This window comes from Paraburkholderia sabiae, assembly GCF_030412785.1.
Taxonomy (GTDB): domain Bacteria; phylum Pseudomonadota; class Gammaproteobacteria; order Burkholderiales; family Burkholderiaceae; genus Paraburkholderia; species Paraburkholderia sabiae.
This window is the reverse complement of record NZ_CP125295.1, coordinates 1438011-1457753: the sequence shown is the minus strand read 5'-3', so window position 1 is coordinate 1457753 and position 19743 is coordinate 1438011. Positions and strand designations below refer to the sequence as shown.

Sequence of the window (19743 nt, the reverse complement as noted above, 5' to 3'; positions counted from 1 at the left end):
AATTCTCGATTAGTATTGTCGCTCCAAGCTCCCGTTTTGGAGCGCTTTTGGTAGGGATACCTTAGCGGCGCTATCAGTTTCGGGGTTCTTCGCTATCCACCCCTCAAGCATATCAGCCCAAGTCTGTAGCATCGTCCTTCGCTGCTCGGCATATTCAGCCTTGTTGTACACCGCGCGTACCCCACGCTGTTCGTGCGCCAGACATTTCTCTATCCAGTCGCTGTTGAACCCGGCCTCATGCAGTTGCGTGCTCGCCGTTCTTCGCAGGTCATGCACCGAGAAGGATTCGAAGTCTGGCTCCCCGCTCTCACGGACCAGTTTGACCGTACTGTCGATCACACGATTTAGGGTGGCGGCACTTATCGGTAATTCAGTCTCATATCGGCCGGGATGCAAAAACGCACTCGCGCCAAAGCAAGTCTTGAAGGTGACCAGTATGTCCAGAGCTTGCTGGCTCAGATAGACGTTGTGCGCACGCCCTGCCTTCATGCGGTCTTTCGGGATAGTCCAGACCGCTGTATTAAAATCTACCTCGCTCCAGTTGGCGAGAATAAATTCTGACTTGCGCACCATTGTCAGCAACATGAACTTGATGGCCAGACGCAACGTTGGCAAGGTGGCTGTCCGCTCCAACCCTTTGAAAAACACGTGGATTTCCCCGGGTGTCAGTGCCCGGTCTCGCGGTTTGAAAGTAGCGATGGCAGAGGGCCGTATGTCTTCTGCAGGATTGGCTACCTTCAGCCCTCTTGCCTGCACAAAACGATAGACCTGGAGGACGATGTCGCGTGCCTGAACGGCAGGTGCAGCCGCGCCCCGCTCCTTGATCTTCTCACACCTCATCAGGAGTCTTGAAGGTGTGATCTCTTCGAGCTTCAGCCGCCCGAACTCCGTTGCAAGATTCCGGTCGTAGACGGACTTCCTCATCGCGCGGGTCGACGCCGCGAGCGTGGCTTCCGCGAAGTATTTCTCGGCCCACTTCCCGAACGTCATCGCTTCGGCCGCTTCCACACGCTTTTCAACCTTGCTTCTCGACGGACTGATGCCCTGTTCAACTTCCCGACGCGCTCGTTCAAGGAGCAGCCTCGCTTCCGCAAGACGCATCGACATGCCAAAGGAAAGTTCGTCGGCAGCGCGTGCGCCGCGTGCTGGCAGCCCGGGATCGTAGCGGCCAATGACCAGGGTCTCCCGGCGACCATTCAGACGATAGTCGAAGCGGAAACTCACCGCTCCGGACGAGGTAACAGCCACGTACAGGCCGCGCTGGTCAGCGACCTTGTATATCCTGCCAGTTGGCTTGAGCGCCCGCAATTCGAGGTCCGTAAGCATGCAATACTCCGTGAACTGATACCGTGTTTGATACCGTCACGCGCCGTGACGGTATCAAAATGGATCGTCTGCAGAGAAAGATGCTATACCGTCGCTCATGCCGTCGGCGACGTAACGCTGCCGACGGACGGCAGCGGACCAAAATAGTCGATAAACCCTTGATCTTGTATGGGAAATCGGGGAATCGACGGACCTCTGCAGACCACTGCAGAGGATCCTAAATTACTCCCACTCAATCGTCGCAGGCGGCTTGCCCGAGATGTCATACACCACGCGATTGATCCCGCGCACCTCATTAATAATCCGGTTCGACACATGGCCGAGCAGATCGTGCGGCAGATGCGCCCAGTGCGCCGTCATGAAGTCGAGCGTCTGCACAGCGCGCAGCGCGACGACGTATTCATACGTGCGGCCATCGCCCATCACACCGACGCTCTTCACCGGCAGGAACACCGCGAACGCCTGGCTCGTCAGGTCGTACCACGACTTGCCCGTTTCCTTGTCGATGAACGTGCGCAGCGATTCGATAAAGATGGCATCCGCGCGGCGCAGCAGATCGGCGTATTCGCGCTTCACTTCGCCGAGAATCCGCACGCCGAGGCCCGGGCCCGGGAACGGATGGCGATACACCATCGAAGGCGGCAGGCCCAGCTTCACGCCCAGTTCGCGCACTTCGTCCTTGAAGAGTTCGCGCAGCGGTTCGAGCAGCTTCAAGTTCAGCGTTTCCGGCAGACCGCCGACGTTGTGATGGCTCTTGATCGTGTGCGCGGCCTTCTTGCCCTTGCCCGCCGATTCGATCACGTCCGGATAGATCGTGCCTTGCGCGAGCCACTTCGCGTCCGTCAGCTTGCCCGCTTCCGTCTGGAACACTTCGACGAACTCCGCGCCGATGATCTTGCGCTTCGCTTCGGGATCCGTCACGCCCTTGAGCTTCGACATGAACGCTTCGCTCGCGTCGACGTGGATCACCTTGACGCCGAGGTTGTCGGCGAACATCGACATCACCTGCTCGGCTTCGTTCAGACGCAGCAGACCGTGATCGACGAACACGCAGGTCAGCTGGTCGCCGATCGCGCGATGCAGCAGCGCCGCCGCCACCGACGAATCCACGCCGCCCGACAGGCCGAGAATCACGTGCTCGTCGCCGACCTGCTTGCGAATGTTTTCGACGGCTTCGTCGATGTAGTTGCCCATTTCCCAGTCGGGCTTCGCGCCGCAGATTTTCAGCACGAAGCGTTCGAGCATCGCGCGGCCCTGCACCGTGTGCGTGACTTCCGGGTGCCATTGCAGGCCGTAGAAGTGACGCGCTTCGTCGGCCATCGCGGCGATCGGGCACGATTCCGTCGATGCCATCAGCTGGAAGCCCGCCGGCATTTCGAGCACCTTGTCGCCGTGGCTCATCCAGACCTTCAGCATGCCGTGACCTTCGGGCGTCGCGAAGTCCTGAATGCCGTCGAGGAAGCTCGTGTGATTGCGCGCGCGCACTTCCGCGTAGCCGAATTCGCGCAGATGGCCGCTGTCGACCTTGCCGCCGAGCTGCTCGGCCATCGTCTGCATGCCGTAGCAGATGCCGAGCACGGGCACGCCCGCTTCGAACACCGCTTGCGGCGCGCGCGGCGTGTCCGTCTCGGTCACGGAATTCGGGCCGCCCGACAGGATGATGCCCGTCGGCTTGAATTCGCGGATGAATTCGTCGCTGACGTCGTGCGGATGGATTTCCGACAGCACGTGCGCTTCGCGGATGCGTCGTGCGATCAGTTGGGTGACTTGCGAACCGAAGTCGAGGATCAGGATCTTGTCATGCATGGCAGCGGACGGAATCTAAAAAGAACGGATAGGGGAAGCCGCGCTTGTCGCATCGCGACAGGACGGCGTTGTATTCAAAACGGACCGGCTGATGCTGAATCGACGGTCTGAAGGACGCGTCGCAGCGTGCCGCGATCGACAAAACGCTCGATGAAAGATCTGCGGGCAGACGGATTCCAGTTGTGTCGGCAGTGGGCGTGAAGGCGCGCGAGTCAGCCATGAAACGGCGGCCGGGGCGTGCCGGACGGCGCGCCCGATTTCGTCTCCGCTGCGCGGGCGTCGGCTTCGCTACGCTCGGCCGCGGCACGTTCGCGCGCGGCGGCGTCTTCGTGGGCGTCGGCCCGGCGCTCATGCGCCAGCGCGTCTTCGCGTGCGGCAGCGGCCGCCTCGGGCATCATCGTGCGGGGCGCCGCGGCCGTCAGGCCCGGCTCGACGGGATGGCCCGTCGCAGGGCTAACAGGCGCTGCGCCACTCATCGTCGGCGTGACGCCGAGCGAGGGCTCGACGTGCGTCCCTGCTGCCGGATAAACGACGCCAGGACGCGCCGCGTTACGCTCGCGCTCGGCCTTGCGTGCTTCGTTCTCGGCATCGCGCGTCGCGACGCGGTCAGCACGTTCGGCAGCAGCCGTTCCCGCCAGCCGCTCGCGCCGCTTCACGGCGCTCGCAAGCCTCACGCCACCCAGACCGATCACGAGCAGCACCACACCCGTCAGCACCGCCACCAGTTGACCGAAACCCGTCAACTGCGGCGTATGCAGGCCAACGAGCCAGACCAGCATCAGCACGCCCGTCAGCCAGTTCACATGGCCGACGACCTTGGCCGTCGTCGCTGTCAACGCGCCGTCGATCGACGCATGCAGCGCCAGCCACGCGAGGCCGATCAGCGCGATGCCGAAGCCCTGGCCAACCAGCACAGGCTCCGTCTGCACCAGCTGCAGCGCGTCGTACAGCGATTTCCACGGCGTGAGCAGGAACAGCAGCCCGAACGCCAGCAACAACAAGGCATCGATGATCAGTACGGCACGCAGCAGCGGCTTCATCGGCGATTAGTCCACGTGATAGTTGGGCGCTTCCTTCGTGATCTGCACATCGTGCACGTGCGATTCGCGCATGCCCGCTGCCGTGATTTCGACGAACGCGGCCTTCTCGTGCATTTCGTCGATCGTACGGCAGCCGCAGTAGCCCATCGACGCGCGCACGCCGCCGATCAGCTGGAACAGGATCGCGCCAACCGAACCCTTGTATGCGACGCGGCCTTCGATGCCTTCCGGCACGAGCTTGTCGATGTTCGCGGAGTTGTCCTGGAAGTAGCGGTCAGCCGCGCCGTCCTTCATCGCGCCGACGGAACCCATGCCGCGGTACGACTTGTACTGGCGGCCCTGATACAGGAACACGTCGCCCGGTGCTTCTTCCGTGCCGGCGAACATGCTGCCCATCATCACGGCGTTCGCGCCCGCGGCCAGTGCCTTGCTGACGTCGCCCGAGAAGCGCACGCCGCCGTCCGCGATGACGGGAACGCCCGTGCCTTTGAGCGCCGCCGACACGTTAGCGATCGCCGAGATTTGCGGCACGCCCACGCCCGCGACGATACGCGTCGTGCAGATCGAACCGGGGCCGATACCGACCTTCACGCCATCCGCGCCGTACTCGACGAGCGCCTTGGCTGCGTCGGCCGTCGCGATATTGCCGCCGATCACCTCGACGTGCGGGAAGTTCTTCTTGACCCACTGGACGCGCTCCAGCACGCCCTTGCTGTGGCCGTGCGCCGTATCGACGACGATCACGTCGACGCCCGCCTGCACCAGCAGCGACACGCGCTCTTCGTTGTCCGCGCCGACGCCGACGGCCGCACCTGCGCGCAGCTTGCCGTGTTCGTCCTTACAGGCGTCCGGGTGTTCCGTCTGCTTCGTGATGTCCTTTACCGTCATCAGGCCGCGCAGTTCGAACGCGTCGTTGACGACCAGCACGCGCTCGAGGCGGTGGCTGTGCATCAGCGCCTTCGCTTCGGCGAGCGGCGTGCCTTCCTTGACGGTGACGAGGCGCTCGCGCGGCGTCATGATCGTGCGAACCGGCTCGTCCAGACGCGTTTCGAAACGCAGGTCGCGGTTCGTGACGATGCCGATCAGCTGTGCGCCTTCGACGACCGGGAAGCCCGAAATGCCATGCTGGCGCGACAGGGCGATCACGTCGCTCACCTTCATTTGCGGCGGGACGGTAATCGGATCGCGCACGACGCCCGATTCAAAGCGCTTGACCTTCGCAACTTCGCGAGCCTGTTCGGCCGGCGTCAGATTCTTGTGGATGATGCCCACGCCGCCCATCTGCGCCATCGCGATAGCGAGGCGAGCTTCGGTGACGGTGTCCATGGCGGCGGACACGAGCGGCATATTGAGGGAGATGTTGCGGGTCAGCCGGGTTTTGAGGCTGGTGTCGCGCGGCAGAACGTCGGAGAAGGCCGGGACGAGGAGCACGTCATCGAACGTGAGTGCTTTTTGGATCAGACGCATGGCAAATCCTATAGGCGCAAAAGCGAATTATACGCGATACCTCCCCGGTTTTCACTGCGCGAACAGTCAGTTAGCGAAATTCTTCAATGTTTTTTCACGTCGAACGATCGTCCGATTTCGCTTCTGCGTTCGGCTCGGGTTCGAACCGGTTTCGTTTGGCCGTTCGAACATTTGCGTGTCCAGGGAACGCTTTCCAGCATAGAACGAAGCGAGCCGAAGTGCAGAATCGAACAAGACGCGCATGTGTCCGCCGGGCTATGCTTCGCGCACTTTCAGTTTTCGATCGGGGCAAGGCAATGCAGCGCGGCGTGGTGTACGGGATGTTGGCGGGAGCGTTATGGGGCATGGTGTTTCTGGTGCCACGGCTGTTGCCCGATTTTTCGCCCGTGCTGCTGAGCGCCGGCCGCTATGTGATGTACGGCGTCGTGTCGATTGTCGCCGCGCTGCCCTCGGCGCGCTCGCTGCTTCGGCGACTCACCCGCGAAGACCTGAATGCGCTCGTCAAGCTCGCGCTCGCGGGCAACCTGCTCTATTACCTGCTGCTGACGGGCGCCGTGCATCTGGTCGGCATCGCGCCGTCGTCGTTGATTGTCGGCGTGCTGCCCGTCACGGTGACGCTGCTCGGGCGGCGCGATCACGGCGCCGTGCCGCTCGCGCGGCTCGTGTGGCCGCTCGCGCTCGTCATCGCGGGCATCGCGTGCATCAATGTCGACGTGTTCGGCACGGCGGGCGAAGCGTCCGGCACGATCGCGACCAAATTGATGGGACTCGCCTGCGCCGTTGGCGCGCTCGCCTGCTGGACGTGGTTCGCCGTCGAAAACGCCCGCTATCTGCAGCGTCACACGCATTTCAGCGGCAATGAGTGGTCGGTGCTGTGGGGCGTCGTGACGGGGCTGCTCGGTGCGCTGCTGTGGCTCGCGGTTGCCGTGCTGCCGTCGTCGGCCGTCGACACGTCGCATGTCGATACTCGCTGGCATCTGTTCTGGATGCTGAACCTGGGGCTCGCGATCGGCGCGTCGTGGCTCGGCAACGGCTTGTGGAACGCGGCATCGAAGCGCCTGCCGCTGACGCTGTCGGGCCAGTTGATCGTCTTCGAGACGCTGTTCGCGCTGCTCTACGCGTTCATCTACGATCACCGGATGCCGCGTCCGCTCGAACTGGCGGCGATCGTACTGCTGGTGGCGGGCGTCAGCTGGTCGGTGCGTCAGCACGCCGACGACGATTCCGACCGCTCGACGCTCGAAGAAAAGGCGCAGGCGGCCGTGCACTGAGCCTTCGCTGCGGCAATTCGTGTGGCAAAAGAAAACGGCGCACCGCGTGATACGGTGCGCCGTTTGTCGTTCGATACTGCGCTTCGGCGTGACGTCAGCGCGAATCCTTGGGCAACCACTTGCGCCCTTCGACCGATCCTTCCTGACGCGACTTTTCGACGCGTCGCTGCCGCGCGAGCTTCGGATCGACGATCAGCGGCCGGTGGATTTCGACGCGATCGCGGTCGGCGAGCACCGTATCGAGCGGCTTCAACTTGCCGAACACGCCCGTTTTCTGCTTCGTCAGATCAATCTCGGGATGTCGCGCGAGCACGCCGCTCGCGTCGATGGCCTCGCGCAGCGTCGCCCCTTGCGGCAGTTGCAGCTCGATCAGCGTCTGTTCGCGCGGCAGCGCGTAGCAGACTTCGATGGTCAGATTGCCGCTCATGCCTTGCCGTAGCGCTGGTCGGCGCGCTTCACGAAGGATTCGACGAAGGTGTTCGCGATGTGGCTGAACACCGGCCCGATAATCTTCTCGATCAGGATGTTCGAGAACTCGTAGTGCAGCGCGAACTCGATCTTGCACGCGTCCGCGCGCAGCGGCGTGAAGCGCCAGTAGCCGGTGAATTTCTTGAACGGACCGTCGGCGAAGTTCATGTCGATGCGCGTCGGCCGTTCCTGCGTGTTGTGGGTCGCGAAGTGCTGCTTGATGCCCTTGAAGTTGATGTCGATCTTCGCTTCCATCAGGTTTTCCTCCTGGCGACGGATCTCGACGCCGCCGCACCACGGAAGAAAATTGGGGTAGTCGGCGACATCGGTGACGAGGTCGAACATCTGTTCCGCCGAATGGCGTATCAACACGGTTTTCTGGACATCTGCCATAAATTGAACAGCGCGTGGCAACGGTGATTAGGAAATAGCGAACGCGTGACACCTGAATGACATCGCGGCGGGTTTTCGGCGGCCCGCTTTGCTAAAATCGTGATTTTAAACGAGTTGGCCGGTTTCCATTCATGAGCATCATCGACAACAGAAAAGCGTTCTTCGATTATTCGGTCGAGGAGCGTTACGAGGCGGGGCTCGTGCTGGAGGGCTGGGAAGTCAAGGCGCTTCGTGCCGGCCGCGGGCAGATCAAGGAAGGCTACGTCGTGATCAAGAACGCGGAGCTGTTTTTGATCGGCACGCATATCAGTCCGCTGCCCGAGGCATCGAAGTTCGCCAATCTGGACCCTGTGCGCACGCGCAAGCTGCTTTTGCACGCTGAAGAGATCAGCAAGCTGATCGGTAAGGTCGAGCAGCGTGGGTACACGCTCGTGCCGCTGAATTTCCATTACAAGAATGGGCGCGTGAAGTGTGAGATTGGGCTTGCCAAGGGGAAAAAGCTGCACGACAAGCGCGAGACTGAGAAGAAGCGGGATTGGGAGAGGGAGAAGGCGCGGCTGATGAGGACGCCGACGTAAGGTTTTTGGTTTTGTCTGCGACGCTAGTCGCGATTTTGCTTTTTGCTTTTTGCTTTTTGCTTTTTGATTTTTGATTTTTGCTTTTGGCTGGCATCCGCGGTTTCGTGTCGGTTTGCTAGCGTCGCCCCTGTGCGGGGCGGCACCTACTTTTCTTTGCCGCGGCAAAGAAAAGTAGGCAAAAGAAAGCCGCTTCAAACCTCCGGTGCCCGCCAGAATAACGCTACAGCACACGTTCTTTGAGCTGTCGCGCAGCGACGCCAACACTCCGTAGAAAGCCCGCAGTCAACCGCGCGCGGCGCGAAAAATGACATCCACTTGGAGCACATTCGGTCAGCACGTTTTTTTGCATTTGCCGTCAGTTGATTGCGGCGGTATGTGCTCCAGACTGTGCGCGGGGTTTTCGCGCCGGGCGCGATTGACTGCGGGCTTTCTACAGCGTGCGGACGTTGCTGCGCGATAGCTCAACTACGGCATGCCGCGGCGCTGCCCTGGCGGGCACCGGAGGTTCAAAAGCGGCTTTCTTTTGCCTACTTTTCTTTGCCGCTGCAAAGAAAAGTAGGTGCCGCCCCGCACAGGGGCGACGCCTGAAGTACAGGTACGAATTCGCGGATGCCAACAAAAGCAAAACAAACGGTTAAACCGAAGCCTTACCGCCAGACTTAACAATAGCCAGCGCAGCAGAAATCATGGAACTCATGTCGGCCATATTTCCGGGCACGATCAACGTATTCCCCTGCTTCGCCAGATTCGCAAACGCGCCGACATATTGTTCGGCAACCTTAAGATTCACAGCCTCCATCCCACCCGTAGACTGAATCGCGGCAGCGATCTTCTGAATCGCCTGAGAATTCGCCTCTGCAACAGCAAGAATCGCAGCCGCCTGCCCTTGCGCCTGATTGATCGCGGCCTGCCGTTCGCCCTCTGACTTCTGGATCGCCGCCTCGCGTCCGCCCGACGCGATATTGATCTGCTCCTGCTTGCGTCCTTCCGACGCCGCGATCAGCGCGCGCTTCTCGCGCTCGGCCGTAATCTGCGCCTGCATCGCGTGAAGAATCTCCTTCGGCGGCGTCAGATCCTTGATCTCGTAGCGCAACACCTTCACACCCCAGTTCGACGCCGCTTCGTCGAGCGCCGACACGATCGAGTGGTTGATGAAGTCGCGCTCCTCGAAAGTCTTGTCGAGTTCGAGTTTGCCGATCACCGAACGCAGCGTCGTCTGCGACAACTGCGTGATCGCAAACACGAAATTGCTCGAACCGTAGGAAGCCTTCATCGGATCGGTGACCTGAAAGTACAGCACGCCGTCCACCTGCAATTGCGTGTTGTCGCGCGTGATGCAAACCTGGCTCGGCACGTCGAGCGGAATCTCCTTGAGCACATGCTTGTAAGCGATCCGATCGATAAACGGCAGCACGAAATTCAGACCCGGCGTGAGCGTCGCGTGATAGCGCCCGAGCCGCTCCATCACCCACGCATGCTGCTGCGGCACGATCTTGATCGTCTGCGCGGCCACCACGATCACGACGATCAATAAGACGAGTCCAACGATGCTCGACGATTCCATTCCTGCACCCCCAATCTGTTTTTGAATTGTTGTGCGCGTTCAGATGCGCTCAGATCGCGTCCTGGCGACGCGTGAATACGTTCAGACCACTCAGGCTCTCGCCGGCGCATGGCGGCTGGCGACGACCACAAGACAATTGCCGCGCAGCGCGGTGATTTCGTAGAGATGCGCGTCCTCCGGCTCGCCGGGCGCGAGTTCGACCTCCCACGACGCGCCGCGATAGTTCGTGCGCGCGTGCCCGTCGCGCCACGCGGACACGGTCAGCGTCGAACCGATATCGATGTTCACGTCGGGATTATGTGCGGCCTCGGCACGTGTCCGGGTCTTGCGCCCGAAGCGAGACTTGCGCAACAGCAGTATCGCCGCGAGCGCGACGGCGGCCGCGATGCCGAGTTGCAGCGAGAGATCGAGGCCGGCCAGATTCGCGAGCGCCGCCGCGATGAAGCCGAGGGCCACCATCAGCAGATAGAACGTGCCATGCATCAGTTCGAGCACGACCAGCACGCCCGCGCCGATCCACCAGAACAGTCCACTTTGCAACACTTGCGCCTCCACAAAGCAAAACACCCCGGAGCTACCGGGGTGTTTATAGCATGAAGCGTCAGCGTTTTATCGTTCGATGAGGCACGTTTTACGTACCTCTACAGATCGATGAGCAAAACGATGCGCAATGCTTACTTCGCCGTGACCTTGGCGAGCGCCTGCCACGTATCGATGATCGTGTCGGGGTTCAGCGAGATCGACGCGATGCCTTCCTTCGTCAGCCACTCGGCGAAGTCGGGGTGATCCGACGGGCCCTGGCCGCAGATACCGACGTACTTGTTCAGGCGCAGGCACGTTTCGATCGCGCGCTTGAGCATGAACTGAACGGCGGGATCGCGCTCGTCGAAGTCGACGGCGAGCAGTTCCATGCCCGAGTCGCGGTCGAGGCCCAGCGTCAGCTGCGTCAGATCGTTCGAACCGATCGAGAAGCCGTCGAAGAATTGCAGGAACTCTTCCGCGAGGATCGCGTTCGACGGAATCTCGCACATCATGATCAGGCGCAGGCCGTTTTCGCCACGCTTCAGGCCGTACTTTGCCAGCAGGCCGACCACGCGCTCCGCCTGCTTCAGCGTACGCACGAACGGCACCATGATCTCGACGTTGTCGAGGCCCATCTCTTCGCGCACGCGCTTGAGCGCGATGCACTCCATTTCGAACGCCTGCGCGAAATCTTCAGCGATGTAACGCGACGCGCCGCGGAAGCCCAGCATCGGGTTTTCCTCGTCCGGCTCGTAGCGCGAACCGCCGATCAGCTTCTTGTACTCGTTCGACTTGAAGTCCGACAGACGCACGATCACGGGCTTCGGATAGAACGCCGCGCCGATCGTGGCGATGCCTTCCGTCAGCTTGTCGACGTAGAACGCACGCGGCGACGCGTGACCGCGCGCGACGCTTTCCACCGCCTTCTTCAGGTCCTGATCGACGTTCGGGTACTCGAGAATCGCCTTCGGGTGCACGCCGATGTTGTTGTTGATGATGAATTCCAGACGCGCAAGACCCACGCCCTTGTTCGGCAGTTGCGCGAAGTCGAAGGCGAGTTGCGGATTGCCGACGTTCATCATGATCTTGACGGGAATCTCCGGCAGTTCGCCGCGCTGAACTTCCGTCACTTCCGTTTCGAGCAGACCGTCGTAGATCTTGCCTTCGTCGCCTTCCGCGCACGACACGGTGACGAGCGCGCCGTCCTTCAGCACGTCCGTCGCGTCGCCGCAGCCCACGACTGCCGGCACGCCCAGTTCACGCGCGATGATCGCCGCGTGGCACGTACGGCCGCCACGGTTCGTGACGATGGCCGCTGCACGCTTCATCACCGGTTCCCAGTTCGGGTCGGTCATGTCCGCGACCAGCACGTCACCCGGCTGCACACGCTCCATTTCCGACGGATCGTGAATCACGCGCACGGGGCCCGCGCCGATCTTCTGGCCGATTGCGCGGCCCGTCGCCAGCACCTGCGACTGGCCCTTCAGCTTGAAGCGCTGCTCGGCCTTGTTGCCGCCCTGGCTCTTCACCGTTTCGGGGCGAGCCTGCAGGATGAAGATCTTGCCGTCGCGGCCGTCCTTGCCCCACTCGATGTCCATCGGACGCTGGTAGTGCTTTTCGATGATAACGGCGTACTTCGCGAGCTCGATCACGTCTTCGTCGGTGATCGAGAAGCGGTTGCGCTGCTCGTGCGGCACGTCGACGGTCTTCACGCGGCCTTCTTCGCCCGCCTTCGTGAATTCCATCTTGATGAGCTTCGAGCCGATCGAGCGACGGATGATCGGGTATTTGTTCTGCGCGAGCGTCGTCTTGAAGACGTAGAACTCGTCCGGATTCACCGCGCCTTGCACGACGGTTTCACCGAGGCCATAGCTCGACGTGATGAAGACGGCGTCCTTGAAGCCCGATTCCGTGTCGAGCGTGAACATCACGCCCGCTGCGCCGACGTCCGAGCGCACCATGCGCTGAACGCCCGCCGACAACGCGACTTCAGCATGCGTGAAGCCCTTGTGGACGCGATAGGAAATGGCGCGGTCGTTGTACAGCGACGCGAACACGTGCTTCATGCGATCGAGCACATCTTCGATGCCGACGACGTTCAGATAGCTTTCCTGCTGACCGGCGAACGATGCGTCGGGCAGGTCTTCCGCCGTGGCCGACGAACGGACGGCGAACGACAGCTCTTCAGGCGAGCTCTTCGAGAGGGTTTCGAATGCAGCGCGGATTTCCTGCTCGAGACGCGACTGCATCGGGGCGTCGACGATCCATTGACGGATTTCCTTGCCTGCAGCGGCGAGCGCCTTCACGTCGTCGACGTCGAGCGTCTCGAGGCGTTGGGCGATGCGTTCGGTCAGGTTGTTGTGATGCAGGAAGTCGCGGAATGCGAGCGCCGTCGTGGCAAAACCCGTCGGCACGCGCACGCCGGCTTCGGCGAGCTGACTGATCATCTCGCCGAGCGACGCATTCTTGCCGCCGACGATTTCCACGTCGGTCATTCGCAACTGCTCGAATGGAACTACATACGCCTGATCCTTAGCAACGTTAACTGCATTAGTCATACAAGCCCCTAAGTGTGAAAAAAATGCTCGATTGCGCAAGTGGGCTTGAACACGGGGCGCTCATTGGGAGCGTGAACCCGTGCCTTACGCAACCTGTTGGAAAAGCAATCGCGGCAGGCTTCGCGTTCCACACGAAGCCCGACGAAGCTGGAGATTGAACGAATTTGCAGCGATGCCGTGCAAGATACGAACAAATCGCGACGCAATCCAGCAGCGATAACAGATAGTTACACGCGTTTTGGCTGCAATTGCTTATCCAACAGGTTGCCGCTATTCTACCGTGCCGACTCTCAAAATGTGACGTCGACCGAGAAATGCGCACCGACTGGCGCGCGCGGCTTGCCGCAATGTCTGATTCGAGCGGATTTTGACGCTCATGTTCCCTGCTCACTGATGCCGCCCACCGTATTCATCGTCTCCGACGGTACCGGGATTACTGCCGAAACCTTCGCGCACTCAATCCTTTCCCAGTTCGACCAGAAATTCCGTCTGGTCCGCGTGCCGTTCGTCGATTCGACGGAAAAGGCCTACGCCACGCTCGAAAAGATCAACGAAGCCGCCCATCACGAAGGCCGTCGCCCGATCGTCTTCACGACGCTCGTGAACAGCGCGTCGAACCAGATCGTGAAGGACTCGAATGCGCTCGTGCTGGACATGTTCCAGACCTTCGTCGAGCCGCTCGAACAGGAACTGGAACTGAAGTCGAGCCACGCGATGGGCCGCGGTCACCAGAACGCGGACACCGAGGAATACAAGAACCGGATCGAAGCGATCAACTTCTCGCTCGCGCATGACGACGGCCAGTCGAATCGCAATCTGGAAGAAGCGGATGTGATCCTCGTCGGCGTGTCGCGCAGCGGCAAGACGCCGACCAGCCTCTATCTCGCGATGCAGTACGGCGTGAAGGCAGCGAACTATCCGCTGATTCCCGAAGACTTCGAGCGCGGCAAGCTGCCGACGGCGCTCTATGCGCATCGCGCGAAGATGTTCGGTTTGTCGATCGATCCGCAGCGGCTGTCGGAGATCCGCAACGAGCGGCGTCCGGGCAGCAAATATGCAGCGCTCGAAAACTGTCGCTACGAGATCAACGAAGCCGAAACGATGATGCGGCGTGAGGGGATCAAGTGGCTCTCGTCGACGCACAAGTCGATCGAGGAAATCGCGACGACCATCCTGCAGGAAATCAGGCTCGACCGGTCGTCGTATTGAGGCGCTAATGATATAAAAACGCCGCTGGTTTCAGCGGCGTTTTTGCATCTGACGAGGCGTCAACGCCCGCGCTGCTGCCGGCATTGCTCGAAAAGACACACGGCGGCGGCCGCCGCCACATTCAGCGACTCCATCCCGCCCGGCTGCGGAATCGTCACGCGATACGTGACGGCATCGCGCCACGGCTGCGACACGCCCGCCCCTTCGTTGCCGAACACCCACGCGACGGGCCCCGACAGATCGGTATCGTAAATCGCCTCGGCGCCATGCGAATCCGTGATCGCGACGGGCACATCGAGCCGTTCGATCAGCGTATCCGGCTCGACATCTTCGTGAATCTGCAGCAGGAAATGCGCGCCCATCGCCGAACGCAGCACCTTCGACGACCACGCGTACGCCGTCCCCGGCGCACAGAAAACATGTCCGATGCCGGCCGCCGCCGCGCTGCGCAGAATCGAACCCACGTTGCCCGCATCCTGCACGCCGTCGAGCACGACGCAGCCGTGCGTCACGCGCTCCGGAAGCGGCAGATCGAGCTTCTCGACGAGCAGCAGCATGCCGACGCCATTGACCACATTCGACAGCTGCCCGAACAGCGCATCCGGCAGCGTGACGATGCGTCGCTCTTCGATCCGCGCGACGATCGCCTGCGCCTCGTCGTGCCGCAGCGCGCCTTCCGTGACGATGCAGGTTTCCGGCTGGCCGGCGACATCGAGGTAAGCGCTCGCGAGGTGAAACCCCTCGAGCAGCGCATGGCCGCTCTTGCGCTGTTGATGCGTCGACCCGGCCAATGCCTTCAGACGCTTGTAGAGCGGATTGTCCCGCGAGGTGATGGCTTTCACAGGCAGCGAGCGAGAGAAAAAGCGGTGAAAAGAAAAGCGCCCGCAGGCGCTTCGTGTCTGACTGCCGACTTAGAACGGCGCGCTGTCGTCGGCGAGAAAGGCGTCGTCGGGCGCAACGGGCGGCACGATCACGACGCCCGCAGGCAGATCGATCACATTGCCGAGCCGCAGATGCGCCTCGCGCACGGGCGCGAACGAGCGCCGGTGATGCTCGCACGGACCATGCTCGCGCAACGCCGTCAGATGCTGCGGCGTGCCGTAGCCCGAGTGCGCGTCGAAACCGTACATCGGGAACGTCTGATGCAGTTCGAGCAGCATCCGGTCGCGCGTAACCTTCGCGAGAATCGACGCAGCCGAAATGCACGGCACGAGCAGATCGCCGCTGACGATCGCCTCGCTGCGAATGCTCAGCGTCGGGCAACGGTTGCCGTCGATCTTCGCGAGCGTCGGCGCAAGATGCAGACCTTCGACGGCGCGTTTCATCGCGAGCATCGTCGCGTGCAGGATGTTCAGCGAGTCGATCTCTTCGACGGACGCCGACGCAATGCAATACGCGAGCGAACGCTCGACGATCTTCTCGTACAGTTCTTCGCGCTTTTTCGCCGTCAGCGCCTTCGAGTCGGTCAGGCCGCGCATGCGCGGCTTCGACGGATCGAGAATCACGGCAGCCGCGACCACGGGGCCGGCCAGCGGACCGCGGCCCGCTTCGTCGACGCCGCAGATGATATCGTCGGGCGACGAGAAATCGAGGCCGACCTGCGCGGTGGTCGCTTTCGATGCCGTCTTGCTGCCCGTCGCCCGGGTCATGGACGCCCCCGGCGCGCTTCGATCACGCCGACAACGGCTTCCGCGGCCCGCTGCGCTGTGTTCTGCTTGAGCACGTGATGCATCTCGGTGAAGATTTCCGTCAGCGTGCGCCGGTTTGCTTCGTCGCGCAACTGGGTCAGCGTGGCGTCGGCCAGCGCTTCCGGGGTCGCGAAATGCTGCAGGATTTCCGGCACGACGAAGCGCCCGGCCAGAATGTTCGGCAGGCCGACATAAGGCAAATAACCCTGCCGACGCATGATCTGACCCGTCAGCCAGGGCACCTTGTACGAGATCACCATCGGCTTTTTCAGCAGCGCCGCTTCGAGCGTGACGGTGCCGCTTTTCACGAGGATCGCGTCGGCGGCTGTCATCGCGCGCTGCGCGTTGCCGTCGGTCAATGTCAGCGGCAGCTTCGGGTGTGCTTCAACGAGCGGCTTCAGCAACTCGCGCAGCGCCGGCGTCGCGGCGGGCATCACGAAACGCACGCCCGGCTCGCGCTGCAACATCAGTTCCATTGCTTCGAAGAACGTCGGGCCGATCAGCGAGATTTCCGAACGCCGGCTGCCCGGCAGCACGGCAATCACCGGCCCGCTTTCGGGCAGACCGAGTTCACGGCGCGCGCCAGTCGTGTCCGGTTCGAGCGGAATTTCGTCAGCGAGCGGATGCCCGACATACGTCGATGCCACGCCCGACTTTTCGAGCAGCGCCTTTTCGAACGGGAACACGCACAGCATGTGATCGACGGCCTTGACGATCTTCTTGATGCGGCCGCCGCGCCATGCCCAGATCGACGGACAGACGAAATGGATGGTCGGAATGCCCGCGTCGCGCAGTGGATGCTCGAGGCCGAAGTTGAAATCGGGCGCATCGACGCCGATGAACGCCGTCGGCGGCTCAGCCAGCAACTGGCGCTTCAGCTCGTTGCGGATACCGAGGATTTCGGGGATGTGCTTCAGCGCTTCGACATAGCCGCGCACCGACAGCTTTTCCATCGGGAAATGCGCGTCGAAGCCCTTCGCGATCATGCGCGGGCCGCCGATGCCGAAGTACTGCGTCGAGTCAGGCAGACGGGCCGCGAGCCCGTCCAGCAGCGAAGCCGCCAGCAGGTCGCCCGACGGCTCGCCGGCCACCATTGCGAGCCGTAGCGGACTGGTAGGCAACGGCATCGGTTAGCGGATGATGCCGCGCTGCGACTGCTCGACGAACTCGACGAGCGCGCGCACGGGCTCGTCGCCGTCACCGCCGGCCGTCGCGAGTTCGCGCAACTGCACCTTCGCTTCTTCGAGCGACAGGCCGTTCTTGTACAGCAGACGATAGGCCGAACGCAGCGCCGAGATGGCATCCGGCGAGAAGCCGCGGCGACGCAGCCCTTCGACGTTGATGCCGTGCGGCTCCGCCTTGTTGCCCGCCGCGATCACGAACGGCGGAATGTCCTGCACGAGCGCCGACGCGCCGCCCAGCATCGAATGCGCGCCGATGCGCACGAACTGGTGCACGCCCGACATGCCGCCGACGATCGCATGATCGCCGATCAGCACGTGGCCCGCCATCTGCGCGTTGCTCGACAGAATGACGTTGCTGCCGATCTGACAGTCATGGCCGATATGCACGTAGGCCATGATCCAGTTGTCGTCGCCGAGCGTGGTGATGCCCTTGTCCTGCACGGTGCCCGTGTGGATCGTCGTGAATTCGCGGATCGTGTTGCGATTGCCGACGACGAGCTTCGTCGGCTCGTCGCGGTACTTCATGTCCTGCGGACGACCGCCGACCGACGCGTAATGGCCGATGCGGTTGTCTTCGCCGATCGTCGTGTGGCCTTCGATCACGCTATGCGAACCGACCGTCGTGCGCGCCCCGATGGTGACGTTCGCGCCGACGATGGCGTACGGTCCGATTTCGACCGATTCGTCGAGCTGCGCGCCCGACTCGATGATCGCAGTGGGATGAATCCTGCTCATGCGCCCTCGCTTGAATTGCGTTGCTTGCGCGGACGACGCTGTCGCATCATCCGGCGCGCCGGCGCGTTCACCTGTGAAGCGTCGGGTGAACGCCCGATGTTTCGATTGTCTGTCTTCGCTGCAGCGAGCTCTCCGACAAGCCCGGCATTTTTACCGATGCAGCGCCTAAGTCGCGCTCAGTCTCGCGCTTATTCGCTGTCCGTCTGGCGCACGGCGCACATCAGGTCGGCTTCGGCTGCAACCTGGCCGTCCACTTCGGCGCGCGCCTTGAACTTCCAGATGCCGCGCATGTGGCGCTCGAACGTGACGTTCAGGATCAGCTGGTCGCCCGGTTCGACGACGCGCTTGAAACGTGCATTGTCGATGCCGACGAACAGGTACAGCGTGTTGTCGGGGTCGTGCGGCTCTTCCGCGAACGTCAGCAGCGCAGCCGTCTGTGCGAGCGCTTCCAGAATCAGCACGCCCGGCATGACGGGGCGCTTCGGGAAGTGACCCATGAAGTACGGTTCGTTGATCGACACATTCTTCAGCGCTTTGATGCTCTTGTGCGGCTCGAGTTCGAGCACCCGATCGACGAGCAGGATCGGGTAGCGATGCGGCAACAGCGTGAGAATCTTGTGAATGTCGAGGTTGATTTTTTCGGTGCTCATGGTGTTTCTGCTCACGCAGGGGTTGCGCGATGATGACTGCGAATGCTGGGTGCAAGGATCGAATTGATGACGACGCGCCCTGCCGCCCGTTCCTGTGCCGGCTGCACACCGCCTGTCGGCCGTGCGCGCCAGCGTCTTTTTACCGTCGTGCCTATGGTGCCCGAGGTGCTTACGCCTTGTCTCCGGAGGCGCTGGCGACTGCCGCTTCGAGCGCCTTGATGCGATCTCGCAACTTGTCGAGATTGCGCATCAACGCCGCGCTCTTGTTCCAGTCGGCATGGTCCACGGCCGGGAATGCGCTCGTGTAGATGCCGGGTTTCAACAGCGATTTCGATACGCCCGACTTCGCCGTGATGATCACGTAGTCGGCCAGCGTTACGTGGCCGGCAATGCCGACCGCGCCGCCGATCATGCAGTGGCGGCCGATCGTCGTGCTGCCCGCGATGCCCGCGCAACCTGCGATCACCGTGTAGGCGCCGATCTTGCAGTTGTGGCCGATCTGCACGAGGTTATCGATCTTCACGCATTCTTCGATGACAGTATCGGCCATCGCGCCGCGGTCGATCGTGGTATTTGCGCCGATTTCGACGTCAGGTCCGATCGACACGCCGCCGACTTGCGGAATCTTCACCCAGCTGCCCGTGCGCGAATCGCCTTCGCCGACGAAGTCAGGCGCAAAGCCGAAGCCGTCCGAGCCGATCACCGCGCCCGCGTGGACGATCACACGTTCGCCGATCTTGCAGCCGTGATACACAGCGACGTTCGGGTACAGATGCACGCCTGCCGCGATCGTCGTGCCGCGCCCGACGAACACATTCGCGTCGAGCCGCACGTTGTCGCCGATCGATACGCCCGCTTCGACCGTCGCGTTCGGGCCGATCACGGCCGTTGCAGCAACCTTCGCGGACGGATCGACGGTCGCGCTGGGATGCACGCCCGGCTTCGCCTTCGGCGTGGCCATATCGATGAAAGCCTGCGCGAGGCGCGCGAAGTACGCGTAGGGATTCGGCGTGACGATGAAATTACGGCCGGCGGGCGACGCGAGCTTCGCGAGATCGGCTGCATTGATCAGCACAGCGCCCGCGCGCGTCGTTTCGACTTGCGCCAGGTACTTCGGGTTGGCGAGAAACGCCAGTTGATCGGGGCCAGCCTGATCGAGCGGCGCCAGATTACCCACGCGGTGCGCGCGATCACCGACGATCTCTCCGCCGAACCGCTGGACGATCTCCTCGAGCGTGAATGCCATGCGTGTACTGCTCCTGCTGTTCAGTTACCTAACTTGCG

The 19743-nt window shown here is 62.1% G+C and carries 18 protein-coding genes; 3 read left to right on the top strand and 15 right to left on the bottom strand.

Annotated features, from left to right (window positions below):
- Positions 1 to 9: 9 nt before the first annotated feature.
- From QEN71_RS06555 to guaB, 4 genes are all read right to left on the bottom strand, one after another.
- Positions 10 to 1326 carry a tyrosine-type recombinase/integrase gene (locus tag QEN71_RS06555; RefSeq protein ID WP_201650237.1) on the bottom strand — a complete coding sequence of 439 codons (1317 nt, stop codon included), beginning with the start codon at positions 1324 to 1326 and terminating at the stop codon, positions 10 to 12.
- Positions 1327 to 1548: 222 nt separating this feature from the next.
- Positions 1549 to 3132: a glutamine-hydrolyzing GMP synthase gene (gene guaA / locus QEN71_RS06550; RefSeq protein ID WP_201650236.1), complete on the bottom strand. Its 1584-nt coding sequence runs from the start codon at positions 3130 to 3132 to the stop codon at positions 1549 to 1551.
- A gap of 212 nt (positions 3133 to 3344) precedes the next feature.
- Positions 3345 to 4172 (bottom strand): hypothetical protein, encoded by an 828-nt coding sequence (locus tag QEN71_RS06545; RefSeq protein WP_201650235.1) that lies wholly within the window; start codon positions 4170 to 4172, stop codon positions 3345 to 3347.
- A 6-nt stretch (positions 4173 to 4178) separates the two neighbouring features.
- The gene (gene guaB, locus QEN71_RS06540) at positions 4179 to 5639 is read right to left on the bottom strand and encodes an IMP dehydrogenase (protein WP_201650234.1); all 1461 of its coding nucleotides are present in this window, start codon (positions 5637 to 5639) and stop codon (positions 4179 to 4181) included.
- A gap of 296 nt (positions 5640 to 5935) precedes the next feature.
- On the opposite strand from guaB, the gene QEN71_RS06535 reads away from it, so the two are divergent.
- Positions 5936 to 6910, top strand: coding sequence for a DMT family transporter (locus QEN71_RS06535; RefSeq protein WP_201650233.1), 975 nt, complete (start codon positions 5936 to 5938; stop codon positions 6908 to 6910).
- A gap of 94 nt (positions 6911 to 7004) precedes the next feature.
- Here QEN71_RS06535 and QEN71_RS06530 read toward each other — a convergent pair whose 3' ends face one another.
- Both QEN71_RS06530 and QEN71_RS06525 read right to left on the bottom strand, forming a co-directional pair.
- Positions 7005 to 7337: an RnfH family protein gene (locus QEN71_RS06530; RefSeq protein ID WP_201650232.1), complete on the bottom strand. Its 333-nt coding sequence runs from the start codon at positions 7335 to 7337 to the stop codon at positions 7005 to 7007.
- Positions 7334 to 7771, bottom strand: a complete 438-nt coding sequence (locus tag QEN71_RS06525; RefSeq protein WP_201650231.1) for a type II toxin-antitoxin system RatA family toxin — start codon at positions 7769 to 7771, stop codon at positions 7334 to 7336. The genes QEN71_RS06530 and QEN71_RS06525 overlap by 4 nt, the downstream gene beginning before the upstream one ends.
- A gap of 131 nt (positions 7772 to 7902) precedes the next feature.
- Here QEN71_RS06525 and smpB point away from each other — a divergent pair, with 131 nt between their 5' ends.
- Positions 7903 to 8349 carry an SsrA-binding protein SmpB gene (gene smpB, locus QEN71_RS06520; RefSeq protein WP_201650230.1) on the top strand — a complete coding sequence of 149 codons (447 nt, stop codon included), beginning with the start codon at positions 7903 to 7905 and terminating at the stop codon, positions 8347 to 8349.
- Positions 8350 to 8983: 634 nt separating this feature from the next.
- Here the strand turns inward: smpB and QEN71_RS06515 are convergent.
- The 3 genes from QEN71_RS06515 to ppsA form a co-directional block, all read right to left on the bottom strand.
- Positions 8984 to 9913, bottom strand: a complete 930-nt coding sequence (locus tag QEN71_RS06515) for an SPFH domain-containing protein (protein ID WP_201650229.1) — start codon at positions 9911 to 9913, stop codon at positions 8984 to 8986.
- Positions 9914 to 10003: 90 nt separating this feature from the next.
- Positions 10004 to 10456, bottom strand: coding sequence for an NfeD family protein (locus QEN71_RS06510; protein ID WP_201650228.1), 453 nt, complete (start codon positions 10454 to 10456; stop codon positions 10004 to 10006).
- A 131-nt stretch (positions 10457 to 10587) separates the two neighbouring features.
- Positions 10588 to 12993: a phosphoenolpyruvate synthase gene (ppsA, locus tag QEN71_RS06505; RefSeq protein ID WP_201650227.1), complete on the bottom strand. Its 2406-nt coding sequence runs from the start codon at positions 12991 to 12993 to the stop codon at positions 10588 to 10590.
- A 393-nt stretch (positions 12994 to 13386) separates the two neighbouring features.
- Between ppsA and ppsR the strand changes: the two genes are divergently transcribed.
- Positions 13387 to 14202, top strand: coding sequence for a posphoenolpyruvate synthetase regulatory kinase/phosphorylase PpsR (ppsR, locus tag QEN71_RS06500; protein ID WP_201650226.1), 816 nt, complete (start codon positions 13387 to 13389; stop codon positions 14200 to 14202).
- Positions 14203 to 14261: 59 nt separating this feature from the next.
- Here ppsR and QEN71_RS06495 read toward each other — a convergent pair whose 3' ends face one another.
- The 6 genes from QEN71_RS06495 to lpxD all read right to left on the bottom strand — a co-directional run bounded on the left by QEN71_RS06495 (position 14262) and on the right by lpxD (position 19705).
- Positions 14262 to 15044, bottom strand: coding sequence for a TrmH family RNA methyltransferase (locus QEN71_RS06495; protein WP_201650225.1), 783 nt, complete (start codon positions 15042 to 15044; stop codon positions 14262 to 14264).
- 69 nt (positions 15045 to 15113) lie between these two features.
- Positions 15114 to 15851: a ribonuclease HII gene (rnhB, locus tag QEN71_RS06490; RefSeq protein WP_201650224.1), complete on the bottom strand. Its 738-nt coding sequence runs from the start codon at positions 15849 to 15851 to the stop codon at positions 15114 to 15116.
- On the bottom strand, positions 15848 to 17017 hold the full coding sequence (gene lpxB, locus QEN71_RS06485) for a lipid-A-disaccharide synthase (RefSeq protein ID WP_201650223.1): 1170 nt from the start codon (positions 17015 to 17017) through the stop codon (positions 15848 to 15850). Before lpxB ends, rnhB begins: the two co-directional genes overlap by 4 nt.
- 3 nt (positions 17018 to 17020) lie before the next feature.
- Positions 17021 to 17809 carry an acyl-ACP--UDP-N-acetylglucosamine O-acyltransferase gene (lpxA, locus tag QEN71_RS06480; protein WP_201650222.1) on the bottom strand — a complete coding sequence of 263 codons (789 nt, stop codon included), beginning with the start codon at positions 17807 to 17809 and terminating at the stop codon, positions 17021 to 17023.
- 188 nt (positions 17810 to 17997) lie between these two features.
- On the bottom strand, positions 17998 to 18459 hold the full coding sequence (gene fabZ / locus QEN71_RS06475) for a 3-hydroxyacyl-ACP dehydratase FabZ (RefSeq protein WP_035990836.1): 462 nt from the start codon (positions 18457 to 18459) through the stop codon (positions 17998 to 18000).
- Positions 18460 to 18628: 169 nt separating this feature from the next.
- Positions 18629 to 19705, bottom strand: a complete 1077-nt coding sequence (lpxD, locus tag QEN71_RS06470) for a UDP-3-O-(3-hydroxymyristoyl)glucosamine N-acyltransferase (protein WP_201650221.1) — start codon at positions 19703 to 19705, stop codon at positions 18629 to 18631.
- Between the last annotated feature and the right edge of the window lie 38 nt (positions 19706 to 19743).